Below are 12,803 nucleotides of genomic sequence, written 5' to 3'. Positions count from 1 at the left end.
GAATTATTTGATAATAAAAGGAATAAGAGAATAAATTTAATTTAAAAGGATGTTTTAAAGTAAACAAAAATCAATCTTTTATATTGTTCACCTTTTAAGCGTTATTAAATTTAAAAATTACATAATAGATAACTATAAATATAATTATTAAAAATTAGATTAGGGAGCCAGCAACATTTATAGAGGGAGGAAGAAAATGACGGAAAAGATAAACAGAAAAGCAATCGTAACTTTTATATTAGGAGTATTGTCAATCTTTATTCCGCTATTGGGTTTCGCTTTGGGAATACTAGGTATTATATTCTCTAACTTTAGTTCCAATGAAATTAAAGTTTATAAGGAAAGAGGGAAAATCCTTTTTATATTAGGTTGTATTTTTTGTGTAATAGGTATATTGATTCAAATTGTTGAAATAGTGGGTTTTATTGGAATATACTTTTTTGGTTTAGATTATTGATATCTATTCGTACAAATCTATTAGTATTCATAGAAGTATTAAGATAAAAAAATAAATCAAAGGGGAAATAAATTGCAAAGGTCACAAGAATATTTATTATTTATTATCTGGATTGTTTCGACTATTGCCACATTAGGTAGTTTATATTTTTCAGAGATACTTAAATTTGAACCATGTAAATTATGTTGGTTTCAAAGAATTTTTATGTATCCTATATTTTTTTTATCTGCAATTTCATATGTAAAAAAAGATTTTAAACAAGCAAATTATATAATTTGTTTAGCTATGATTGGTTTATTTATATCAATATACCATAATTTACTACAGTTTTTCGTTATAAATAATTCTTGTGGAAGGGTTTCTTGCACTACACATTATATAAAAATTTTCGGATTTATTACTATACCATTACTATCCCTAGTTAGTTTTGTTTTAATAACGGTAATATGTCTATATCTAATTGCTAAAAGAAAAACAAGTTTAAAAGAATAAATCTATGTCCAATTTATATTAGTGTACTGGTATAAAGTTAATTAATATAGAAGATAATCTTGCTGCAGGGTTGTATTTAACAAAATCCACATCTTAACAAACAGAACCCCTATTCTAATAAATAGGGGTCAGTTGACCAAATTTCCCAAACATGATCCATCTATACTCTTATCTTTTTTCTTAATTTCCGATTTTGACTTTTATCTACTATATAGAATATTCGAATTATCTTATCTCGACCTTTCCTTTATATCCCGCAGGAGTCAAGTGCCTCCCGCTCCAATCCATTCTGTGCTTTTTAACCATTTTAAAAGCAACAATATTTTAGAAATTAATGGAAAAAGATATCCACCATAATTGGCAAACATCTTTCCTCAAATTTTTCGTGGGAATAATAAATTATACGCATTGTGGGCAGCTTTTTTACATAAACTGTCTACGTCTAGCGCAAGCAGCCATCGACTAGAAAACTTCAGGACTTTTCCCTACAATAAGTCAAAGTCCCGTAAGTCTTTTACGTCGATGGGCAAGGCGCTTTCGCTTTTCTTACTTATTTCGCCATTTTTTCCTTTAAATCATCGAGTAATTTATCTTTTCCGATTGGTAAGAAGGATTGTCCGAAGTATGGTTGGTTAGGGAAGTAATAAACATTTCCGTTTTTAACAGCCTTTAAGCCATTCCATATCGAGCTTTTCTCTAATTCAGCTTGTGCACCTTTTGAACTGACGACGATTAGTACATCAGGATTCAATTTTGAGATATTTTCTAAATTGATTTGGGACGTACCAGTATTTTTGGATGCACCTTCAGGTCTTGGTAACTTCATATCATCATTGACGATTTGGCCTAAACCTTCATTTCCGAATGTGTACGTATTTTTTTCATCAGCAAGTAAAGTTAAGACGGTACCTTTACCTGTTTTCTTTTTAATGTCATTTCCAATTTCAGTTGCTTTCGCGTCATATTTAGCAAGCCAATCATTTACTTCTTTTTCTTGACCAAAGATTGTTCCGATTTGTTTAAATCGTTGTTTCCATTTTGTTAATCCTTCATCAAGAACGATGACAGGTGCAATTTTTTTCAGTTGATCGACGCTTTTAAGATGACGTTTGCTGACGATGATTAAGTCGGGGTGTGTTTGAAGAATCGCCTCTACATCGACTTTATCGACCATATAGTAGCCGACAATTTTGGCATCTTTCAGTTGGTCTTTAATATATGGCGCAGGTTTAGTATAGTCATAAGAATCAGAATTGGCTGTTGCGACAAGTTTATGTCCTAAAAGAACTAATTCTTCACTTGATCCTGAAATATCAGCAATACGTTTCGGATTAGCAGGGATTTCTACTTTTTCTCCACGAGCATCCGTTACTGTTACGGTAGCTGACTTCTTCTTGTTATTTGATGTATCTTTCTGATTACCACAAGCGATTAATACACTTGAGATAATGAGTAAAAAGGCAATTAAAGATAGATACTTTTTCATGATGACCTCCTATATGTTATGTAGTTACTTATTTATCTTCCAATGAGAAAGGTTATCATTTACATAATGAAAAATCAATATATTTTTTATTATCCCCAACAGCATAAAATAAATAAAAAAAACATAGCGGAAGAGGACATTTTTATTTTATGATATAAAAAAAACAATCTAATTTAAGTTAAGGTATTACTAACTAATTCGTAGTATAGTTTTATCATATTTATTTTTGACGATCAAAGGAGACTAGAAGTTATACATATGATAACAATTTCAAATACTTACCATTTTCCGCTTGTTTCTCTTTCTATTATAATCGCGATCCTTGCTTCATACGCGGCATTGGATCTGGGTGTTCGTATACATCAGGCAAAAGGTTTCGCACGAAATTTATGGTTATTTAGCGGCGCATTTGCAATGGGAATGGGAATATGGTCCATGCACTTTATTGGGATGCTTGCCTTCCATTTGTCAATTCCGGTCACTTATAATACGACTTGGGTGATTATATCGATCATTCCTGCAATCGTTTCTTCATGGTTAGCGTTAGCGATCGTTAGCCAACCAATTATACGTAAATCAAGAGCTGTTATCGGTGCTTTTTTTATTGGGACAGGCATAATTTCAATGCATTATACAGGCATGGAAGCGATGGTTATGCAGGCGACCATTAAATATAATCCCTATTTATGGGGGTTATCTGCCGTCATAGCTTATGTGGTTTCACTAGTCGCTTTGTACTTATTATTTCAGGCTCGGGAACAATCCGGCACTCCTAAGGCTAGGTGGAAAAAGATGGGGAGTGCCTTTATTATGGGGATTGCCATCTCGGGGATGCATTACACAGGAATGTCCGCGGCGACATTTAAACATGACCATCATCATATGGAATTATCCGGGTCATACGATAATAACCTCTTGGCGTATTTTATAGGAGTGGGAATGTTAATCATCTTAGGATTAGTGTTGATAAGCGTCCTTATTGATAAACGATTTGAATCTCAGTCCAAAACGTTAGGTAAAAAATTTAGTTCGGTAGTGCAATCGGCCAATGATGCGATTGTCTTAGCCGACTATAACGGTGTTATTATTTCATGGAATAAAGCCGCCAGTCTTATGTTTGGCTATGATGAAGATGAAATTCTTGGTAAGAATCTACAAATCATTATTCCTGAACGATATAGAGCGGCTCATCAGATGGGAATGGAGCGCTATATTTCCACTGAAAAACCACATGTAATTGGAAAAACGATGGAATTACATGGGTTGAGAAAAAGTGGAAGTGAATTTCCGCTTGAGATTTCTCTTGCCACCTGGAAAGAGAAACAAACAATCTATTTTAGCAGCATTATTCGCGATATCTCTGAACGAAAACATACTGAGGAAAAAATTAATCGGATGGTCTATCTTGACCCTCTAACTGGATTACCCAATCGTCACTTATTAAATGACCGTCTTACACAAGCGTTAGAACAAGCGCATGATAAAAAACAAATTATCGGTATTATGTTTATCGATTTAGACCGATTTAAGTACATTAATGACACACTAGGGCATGCTGCGGGTGATGATTTATTGATAGAGGCATCCAAGCGAATTCAATCATGTTTAGACAAAACAGATACTCTTTCACGTCAAGGTGGGGACGAATTTATCATACTACTTCCAGATACTACTCATAATGAGATTACAAAATGCGCCCAAAAAATCGTTCAATTATTTACTCAATCATTTGTTCTTAACGAACAAGAAATGTTTATAACCCCATCGATTGGTATTAGTTTATATCCATCTGACGGCAACGATATGGAAACCTTAATCAAAAATGCGGATACAGCCATGTATCGTGTAAAAGAACAAGGGAAAAACAATTTTCAATTTTACACACCAGATATGAATGAGGCAGTATCACAGAAAATAAAATTAGAGATGGGATTACGTAAAGGTTTGGAACGTGGCGATTTTAACGTTCATTATCAACCACAGGTGGATGTAAGTTTTGGAAGAATCATTGGAGTAGAGGCTCTTATTCGTTGGAATCATCCTGATTTGGGAAATATCCCACCCTCTGATTTTATACCAATAGCTGAAGAAACGGGTCTAATCGTCCCGATAGGCGAATGGGTACTCTATGAAGCGTGCAGACAAAATAAAGAATGGCAACAAGAGGGGTATGCTCCTTTACGGGTGGCAGTGAATATTTCTTCTCGTCAGTTTCAGCATAGTAATTTAGTTGAGGTAGTGCAAAGAACATTGACAGAAACTGGACTAGACCCACAATATCTAGAACTCGAGCTAACTGAAAGTATTATCCAAGATTCAAAGCATGCGATATCAACTATGCAAAAATTAAAAGATATGGGAATTCATCTATCGATAGATGATTTTGGAACCGGCTACTCTTCCTTAAGCTATCTCAAGCTGTTCCCAATTGATACTTTAAAGATTGATCAGTCATTTACAAAAAATATTTTTTCCGATACAAAAGATGCCGCACTTGTTCATACTATTATTAACATGGCACATAGTTTAGACTTAAAGGTGATAGCCGAAGGTGTTGAAACGGGAGAACAACTTCAATTTCTCCAGCAAACTCAATGCAATGAGGCACAAGGCTACTTCTTTAGTCGCCCTATTTCCGCCGAAGAACTATCCATTGTCTTTAAAAATGAATTATTACTTAATTAGTAGCACACAGATTTGTGTGCTTTTTTATGCATAATTGTCGAAAAAATACCTCTCCCTTACGGAGGTGGAGACACTATTTTAAGCCGGTAAAAAAGCACGTTTTATCATATACAAGGTAAATTTAAGGAAGAGGTGAATGAAAATTAAGGTAATTCTTTTCGGTCATCTGCCACCGGTAATTTCTCCAACCAACCCTTTTTCATCATTAATTTTCCGAACTGAGTAATTATTTTTAAATCCCTTAAAATAGCCGCATCACAATGTCCAAGTACATCTAACCTCATGCTTGTTATCATAGCAGTAGTATAATATGTAGCGGCTAAATGGAACAAAAAGCCCACATGAAACGTCATTAATTTATCTGAAAAAGGCGGGACGACAGAATTTGTGGTTTCACCGTCTAATAAGTTGGGTGAGTGCAAATCTTCTTCTTCAAATAAGGTTGTAAATACACCTATATTTTTAGTAATTGTACCTAAGCATTGTTCCATAAATTTAAGTACTTCTTTATCTTGAATTACCTGTTGAAACCCATTAATCAGTGTTTTAGTTACAATGCTCTTTTTTAAATTAAAATAAATATTTCCCGCTTCCATTGAATTCAGGGGCCTTTTATCTCCGAATAAATCCAAGACATATGTCAAGTCATTTGGAGATTCACTCTTTTGTTTTGTTGAAAAATAGGGAGAACGTTGATAAAGATCTTTAGATAAAAGAATTTCAATTGATTTGTTATAAAGATCCATTGTATCAATATTGCACTGATAAAAATGGTCTCGTACATCTTTTCTAGCTGAGACACTAAAAGAAAGAGTGTAACCAGCTAATCCATGCAAGGTCATATCATGTATATAAATTAACCAAAAGTCATCCGAAAATAAAGGTGGTGCACTTAAATTCACATCATTTTGAGTAAAACCATTTGGAAGATCCAAATTTTCAGTCTCAAAGAATTCCTCCACCATTTTCAAATGCTTTTTAGATAGTTTCAATGTATATTTGAAAAGAGAGGAAATCTCAGGATCCTTCACTGTTGCTAACACATAACTACTAACACATATTGACATTGTGTTTTGCATATATTGTGCCCATAAACCCGTAACTTCCGAAGTCGTTAACCTAATTTTCTTACTGTTCAAATCCACTACCTCCAATACCATTTAAAGGGTATTGTTCCCTAAACAACTTTTTTGTATTACGGATTTTTTTATTCACAACAGGAATGAAATAATTATATTTTTATATCGCTTCTTGGGATGTCAATTAGGTATCCCTGCTTTAAAAGGATTGGAACCTAAATATATACAATAATAAGGAGTCAACAACTTATGCCTAATGTACCAATCTATATTCATAAAAGTAATCACATAGAATTCACTGATTTATTGACAGATGAATTTTATTCCTTTGATATTGGATGCAACATTAATAATGGAGGATAATAAATGCCCAAAATAGAGCATGATATATTTATAAATGCACCAATTGAAGTATGTTTTGATCTGGCTAGAAATATAGAAATTCATACTAAAACAACATCTAAAACAAGAGAAAAAGCGATAGCAGGAGTTACAAAAGGGCTGTTAGAAAAAGGAGATATTGTTACTTGGGAAGCAATTCACTTCGGAATGAAACAAAGATTAACTGCACAAGTAATAGAAATGCAGAAACCTAATAGATTTGTAGATATTATGTTAGAGGGAATTTTCCATTCTTTTGTGCATACTCATCATTTTATTAGAGAAAAAAATGGAACTATAATGAAAGACCAGTTTCAATATAAAGCACCATTAGGGGTAATCGGACTAATTGCTGATAAATTATTTTTAGAAAAGTATATGGAAAATTTTATTATTTCTCGAGCAAATGCATTAAAGAAAATTGCAGAAAATAAGTAAAGGTAACTTGTAAAACAAAAAGGTGAATAACTTCAACAATTTAAATATTCACCTTATCTATTCTTTATAGTGATAAAATACCAGAAAATTCAGGGGTTATATATGGACCTATATATAAAATTACACCGATAAGTTTTAATACATAACAACATTAATTAAGAGGTATATTGTCTGGATTATCCGGATAAACAATTTGTGATAAATGATAGGGGGCTTTTTTATCGTTGACTTTTTTAATTGATCCCTTTTTTTCGTATGAGGCAAAATAATTTGTTTTTATATTAATTAGATTCCATGTATTTTTATCTTCAATAATAATTTCAAACTTTTCTGAAGGGCTATTATTAGGATCATGTACAATAATCCAAGTTTTTTTCCAATCTTCACTATGCTTCTTTTCATCAACTGTTATTTGAGAATCCGTTACTTTATAGTGAGTACTATCGGACCTTTTTGAAAAATACTTCATTCCACCAAGCGCAGAAAAAATGAGAACGAGCAAAATAATACCCAATAAAAAAACGAATGCTTTTCCTCTCAAGATTTTACCTCCTAATAATTCAAATTCATTTCCTTAAAATTATATATGTTTTAAATTACTAGTAAAGTAGCAAAAGGTAAAGCATATGGAAAGTATTATATTCTATTAAATACTAAAATTTGTATTCCTTGAAATTTGGAGAGATTCACTTTAGTGTCAAATATATAAGTTTGTAAGCATAAAATAAAATAAAATAATATTCCTTATGCCCAAAATACTTATATAAAAATTAGGTATCAATGATTTTTAGAGAAAGACGGGGAGGAGTCCTCGTCGTCTTTAATTAAAGGGGATTTAAGGTTTTAGAATAAAACCTGGAACAAAACTATATAAAATTAAAGGCTCCCGTTAAAACCCCTATTAAAAACCGCTAAAATAGTAAAAAAAATTTTATTAAAAACTCGAATAGGTTTTAAACGTTTTTTTAACTGAGTATAAAGACTTAAACAAAGAATTAGTATCGCAACTCCAATAACTATTGCTATTAAGTCAGTCCGGGTAAATGGCTTACTTATGTAACCGTCTAAGTAAAAATTGGTTAGGATTAGTACACTAAATAATATAAACTGCAAGCCGAAATATTTTAATAGGTTCATATTGTACTCTCTTTCAAAAGATTCCATTTTTGTATATTATAAAAAACAATTTTGCAAATTGAAACATCTCCGTTAACCCAAAGATTGGTAGCTTCCGTTTCACAATTCATTCAACAAAAGTGAAATAAACAATCCAAGTGCGGTTATAAAACCAACCGTAGGTCCACCTTCTTCAAACGCCTCGGGCATCATGGTGGACCCAACCATTGCAATGATACCGCCTCCGGCAAATGCAGCGATACCCGCCGTAACCTTCGGACTTGCACCTTCAAGGAAAAAGTAACCTCCCCAAGCACTGGCAGCTGAAATAAGAAGAACGGTTATCCATAAAACCAATACTCTCTTCTTGGAGTAGCCGCCTTTTAAAAGACCAGTCGTACTAGAGAGTCCTTCTGGTACATTACTAATGAATATAGCAATAACAAGGAGAAAACTTACCCCTTTTCCAGCCAAGAGGCTTGCACCAATCATAATCGATTCCGGAATCGCGTCCATGACGGTTCCGATAAATATTGCAAGTCCGGATCCGCCATTTGAGCTTTGCTTGTGAGACCGTTTCCGATTGTCTGCTCCTTTTTTGAAATAAAAATGTCTAAAAGTGTGAAAATGAATGCTCCCGCTAAAAAACCAAGCCCTGTAGCCAAAAAACCGCCATCCTCCACGGATTCACCTAACAGCTCGTATGCAGAAGCTCCAATTAGCACACCTGTTCCGAAAGCCATAATATATCCAATGAGTCGCTTTTTTATTGGCAAAAACATTGCGGCAAGTGCTCCAAGCAAAACAGCTGAACCGGATATGCCACCCCACATTAATGAATTCCACATCGTTACCTCTCCCCATAAACAGGTTTTCTTTCTATCTAACCTGTCGCATCTTTTTTAAACTTCTTGTTTCACATATTAAATTTAAATCCCATTAAACTCCTTCAGGATTCAACAAAGATTGCTTACTAGGAACTATTGACAATTGATAATGATTTTCAGCATAGATATAATAGGATTAGAGAAGGAAAATAGAAAGTTGGAAAGTTGTATGGCATTACAGATGTTAAATGATGTGGAATTACAGTTTTTGATTAATAATTCAGCGCTAACAAATGAGGCAGCGGCAAAAGATTCGGTGTTGATTCACCAAGAATCCAGTGGGAAACTTTCAACGGTGGTAGATGAATTAACAGAACGGTTGCAGTCACCACAAAAGGTAATTACGGCTGCGCAATTATCAAAGAATTATAGCTTTGCTTTAATTGTTCCCATATTGTATTCAATGACCGTTTTTCAAAAGGGGATTGACGCCAGTAGTTCCAATGGGTTTGTCGAATTGTCTAAAGAGGGAGTTTATTCACTTCATCTTAAAGAGATATCATTTGATGGATTTGTGCCTGGGGAAAGAAATGTATGGCGTGATAATATTTTGCAAAAGTTGTTTAAAGATAATCTGACGCTTCTCCATAAGTCTCTTTCAACAATCACAAAAATTCCCGAATCGATTCTTTGGGAAAATGTTGCCTCCTATATTTATTGGTTATATGAATCACGTCTTCAACAAGAAGATGCCGCGAGTCCGTTTACAAATGAAGATTTTCGGTATATTGTTATGGACGCGCCTGGTTCGATATTTGGGAAGGATTACAACCCATTCAAAAATTGCTTTAAATTTATTGAAAAAGAAGATAAAACCATCGTAAGAATCCGTAAAACATGTTGCTTAACATATAAATTACCGGGCTCACCCGTATTTTGCGGTGACTGTCGACTAAATCCGGTAAACAAGTATGATACAGCATGTAAACCTACACATATATTTGAATAGGAACAGTGGACTAATTCCACTGTTCCTCAAGGTCTGTTAGTTCACTTCAATTGTCCACTCAAATGGATCCGGTTCCGTTCCGTTTTGAATATTCGTGATGGTTTCGTATAATCTTTTTGCGATTGGTCCGGTTTTCCCATTGTTAATGACAAGCTTTTCCCCTTCGTAATTTAATTCACCGACCGGAGAGATAACGGCAGCTGTTCCTGTGCCAAAAATTTCTTCTACCCATCCCTTTTGAAAACTTTCATAAATTTCATCAATCGAGATTTTTCGTTCACTCACTGGTACTCCCCAATGTTTTAACAGCTGGATGACGGAATCTCTCGTCACACCTGGTAAAATACTTCCGTTTAAAACAGGGGTAACAATTTCCCCGTTGATTTTAAAGAAAATATTCATGCTGCCAACTTCTTCAATATAGCGTTTTTCAACTCCATCTAACCAAAGAACTTGGGAATAACCGAGTTTTTCCGATTCCTCTTGCGCTTTTAAGCTTGCTGCATAATTTCCAGCAGTTTTTGCCTTTCCTGTTCCGCCTGCAACTGCTCGGACATAGTTGCGTTCAACATAAATTCTCACCGGATTAATTCCCTCTTTATAGTAAGAACCGACTGGGGAGAGAATGATCATTAAGCGGTACGTTTTCGATGCTGCTACACCAAGATACGGTTCGGTTGAAATAATAAATGGACGAATATAAAGCGACGTTCCTTCCGCTGATGGCACCCAATCTTTTTCTAAGCTGACTAATTGTTTTAAACCTTCTAAAACAAATTCTTCATCAATTGGTGGAATACAAATTCGCTCATTGGATAAATTTAGTCGTTCCATATTTTTTTTAGGTCTAAAAAGGAGAACTTTATTTTCCTTCGTTCTATAGGCTTTTAAACCTTCAAAAACAGTTTGTCCATAATGAAAAATCATTGCTGCCGGATCTAAACTAATTGGCTGATAGGGCGTGATACGCGGATGATGCCATCCTTTGTCAACAGAATAATCCATGATAAACATATGGTCTGTAAAGATTCTACCAAATTCAAGTTCCTTCGTTTGAGGTTTTTGCTTTTTCGTTTCACTTCGGATAATTTCAATGTGATTTTGTTCCATTGCTTTCCCTCTTTTACTGTGAAGTATTAAAATATTTAATTTCTTATCATTATTTCACTATTCAAGCGATTTGTCATTAGTTAATTGGGTATTTCATACAATTAATAATTTCCATTTAGGGTAGTGGCTCGTCACAGTGTTTAATCGATTGAGCGCCAGGGCAAGATGAAGAGTAAAGACGATGTAAGGTGGTGGAAACGCATGGAAAAGGGATTCCGATTAGTAGGTACTTCAATTTTTATTGGTGGAATATTGCTGCTGATAGCTACTGTACTGCATCCACCGTTAGTAAATCCTTATGATGGTCAGACGGCTTTTCACGGATACAGTCATTCCCGATTATGGATGTGGGATCATATATTCATGCTCTTCGCCACTTTTTTATGGTTAATTGGTTTGGCAGGAAGTAAATTTTATTATTCCACCGGAAAGGTTTCCTCTAAAATAGGGTCCTATTTATTCATTGTTTCTTTATGTATGTGGGTTATTATTCTTACGGCTGAGCTAACGATTCTCCCGATTATTGGGGAAGAAGTCATTCAAAACGATGGATCGACATTGTTTAAAGTGTGGGAATCAGTTTTTTCCTTTTTATTGTTAGCGGGTTATTTTGCGGTTGCCTGTGGTTGGATGGGTGTTTTTTTATACGGATGGGGGATGCGAAGTACAAAAACACAGCATTTCTCTACATTGTTTAATAATAGTGCATTGTATTGTGGACTAATCGGCCTGATTGGAATTATCGTTACGTGCATATCATTTCCAATCGGTTATATTGTCATTCCACTTACTTCCGGACCGCCGTTTATTTGGACGATGTGGTTAGCTGTGAAAATGTTGAAGAAACAGGTGAGATGAAAAAAGAGTTGACCAAGTTAATAGGTACAACTCTTTTTCGATGAATTCTTATTCAACTTCTTCCTCTTCCACCCGATTTTTAAATGCTTCTCTTGTTACGATGAATTCTTCATCACCAATTGCTTCTTTTGTATGTTTTTCAGTTAAGCTGTCTTGTGGGAAATTACCCGGATGTCCTTTTTTCTTATGATTAAAACTGGTCCCTCTAGCCATTTTTCCACACTCCTGCCTTCTTGATTTCCTTCTTGTTTAGATTCTCCCAAAAATCGTTACATTATCACAGATTAATGATCAAAAGGTTCTTCTCTTTAGTGAAAATAGTTTGAATTTTGTCAAAAATATCAATAGGATCCTACGTCTTTATAAAGTAAAATCGATATAATAAAAGTAAGAAATTAATTGAAAGGGTGATTGTTGTGGACTTTTTTAGATTAACCGAGGATCGAATTCGTGAAGCATTTAAAAATGGTGAATTTGAAAATTTACCGGGGTACGGGAAGCCGCTGCCCGATGATGAATTAGCCAACATTCCAGAGGACTTGCGAATGGCCTATCGAATTATGCGCAATGCGGGATTTTCCCCTGAAGAGGCGTCGGTGAAAAAAGAACTAATGACGATCGAAGACCTCATTAAACAAAGTAAAAATGAACTAAATAAAGAAGAGCTCACCCAAAAACTGAATGAAAAAATGTTAAAGTACAATGAACTCGTATCGAAAAAAGGAGGGAAAACCAATTCCTCCGTATTTAAAAACTACGAGCAAAAGATAGAAAAGAAATTTTTGAAATAGAAAGATGAACTATTTGTCGAAGTTTTGCCGTTTTCCTCTAAAAAAATCCACTACCTTGTCGATATAAAGGATAG

12 protein-coding genes and 1 pseudogene are annotated in these 12,803 nt (G+C 34.4%); 7 read left to right on the top strand and 6 right to left on the bottom strand.

The features are described 5' to 3' along the window. Positions 1-196: 196 nt before the first annotated feature. Positions 197-457 (top strand): hypothetical protein, encoded by a 261-nt coding sequence (locus tag I5776_RS17310; RefSeq protein ID WP_066232407.1) that lies wholly within the window; start codon positions 197-199, stop codon positions 455-457. A 72-nt stretch (positions 458-529) separates the two neighbouring features. Next, positions 530-949 carry a disulfide oxidoreductase gene (locus I5776_RS17305; protein WP_066232406.1) on the top strand — a complete coding sequence of 140 codons (420 nt, stop codon included), beginning with the start codon at positions 530-532 and terminating at the stop codon, positions 947-949. 550 nt (positions 950-1,499) lie between these two features. Here the strand turns inward: I5776_RS17305 and I5776_RS17300 are convergent. Next, positions 1,500-2,435, bottom strand: a complete 936-nt coding sequence (locus I5776_RS17300; RefSeq protein WP_202777586.1) for an ABC transporter substrate-binding protein — start codon at positions 2,433-2,435, stop codon at positions 1,500-1,502. A gap of 258 nt (positions 2,436-2,693) precedes the next feature. Here I5776_RS17300 and I5776_RS17295 point away from each other — a divergent pair, with 258 nt between their 5' ends. Continuing rightward, positions 2,694-5,120, top strand: a complete 2,427-nt coding sequence (locus I5776_RS17295) for a bifunctional diguanylate cyclase/phosphodiesterase (RefSeq protein WP_202777584.1) — start codon at positions 2,694-2,696, stop codon at positions 5,118-5,120. 143 nt (positions 5,121-5,263) lie between these two features. On the opposite strand, the gene I5776_RS17290 is transcribed toward I5776_RS17295, so the two are convergent. Then, positions 5,264-6,265: a DUF3231 family protein gene (locus tag I5776_RS17290; RefSeq protein WP_425490289.1), complete on the bottom strand. Its 1,002-nt coding sequence runs from the start codon at positions 6,263-6,265 to the stop codon at positions 5,264-5,266. A gap of 300 nt (positions 6,266-6,565) precedes the next feature. On the opposite strand from I5776_RS17290, the gene I5776_RS17285 reads away from it, so the two are divergent. Next, positions 6,566-7,018 (top strand): SRPBCC family protein, encoded by a 453-nt coding sequence (locus I5776_RS17285; RefSeq protein WP_202777580.1) that lies wholly within the window; start codon positions 6,566-6,568, stop codon positions 7,016-7,018. Positions 7,019-7,169: 151 nt separating this feature from the next. Here the strand turns inward: I5776_RS17285 and I5776_RS17280 are convergent, their stop codons facing one another. Together I5776_RS17280 and I5776_RS17275 are read right to left on the bottom strand one after the other, a co-directional pair. Beyond that, entirely contained in the window at positions 7,170-7,559 is a 390-nt protein-coding gene (locus I5776_RS17280; RefSeq protein WP_202777577.1) for a hypothetical protein, read from the bottom strand. 695 nt (positions 7,560-8,254) lie between these two features. Continuing rightward, positions 8,255-8,982 (bottom strand): annotated as a pseudogene (locus I5776_RS17275) (ZIP family metal transporter). Between the two features lie 208 nt (positions 8,983-9,190). Between I5776_RS17275 and I5776_RS17270 the strand changes: the two are divergent. After that, positions 9,191-9,970 (top strand): IucA/IucC family C-terminal-domain containing protein, encoded by a 780-nt coding sequence (locus I5776_RS17270; protein WP_202777575.1) that lies wholly within the window; start codon positions 9,191-9,193, stop codon positions 9,968-9,970. Positions 9,971-10,006: 36 nt separating this feature from the next. Here the strand turns inward: I5776_RS17270 and I5776_RS17265 are convergent, their stop codons facing one another. Further along, positions 10,007-11,080 (bottom strand): branched-chain amino acid aminotransferase, encoded by a 1,074-nt coding sequence (locus tag I5776_RS17265; protein WP_202777573.1) that lies wholly within the window; start codon positions 11,078-11,080, stop codon positions 10,007-10,009. Between the two features lie 201 nt (positions 11,081-11,281). Between I5776_RS17265 and I5776_RS17260 the strand changes: the two genes are divergently transcribed. Then, positions 11,282-11,938, top strand: coding sequence for a hypothetical protein (locus I5776_RS17260; protein ID WP_202777571.1), 657 nt, complete (start codon positions 11,282-11,284; stop codon positions 11,936-11,938). Positions 11,939-11,986: 48 nt separating this feature from the next. Here I5776_RS17260 and I5776_RS17255 read toward each other — a convergent pair whose 3' ends face one another. Beyond that, positions 11,987-12,151: a hypothetical protein gene (locus tag I5776_RS17255; RefSeq protein ID WP_202777569.1), complete on the bottom strand. Its 165-nt coding sequence runs from the start codon at positions 12,149-12,151 to the stop codon at positions 11,987-11,989. A 203-nt stretch (positions 12,152-12,354) separates the two neighbouring features. Here I5776_RS17255 and I5776_RS17250 point away from each other — a divergent pair, with 203 nt between their 5' ends. Next, complete coding sequence (locus I5776_RS17250) at positions 12,355-12,729, top strand: DnaJ family domain-containing protein (protein WP_202777567.1); 375 nt, start codon at positions 12,355-12,357, stop codon at positions 12,727-12,729. The last annotated feature ends 74 nt before the right edge of the window (positions 12,730-12,803 follow it).

The organism is Heyndrickxia vini (assembly GCF_016772275.1).
Lineage (GTDB): Bacteria > Bacillota > Bacilli > Bacillales > Bacillaceae_C > Heyndrickxia > Heyndrickxia vini.
Note: the sequence above shows the minus strand (reverse complement) of the source record. Positions and strands in the feature narration are given on the sequence as shown.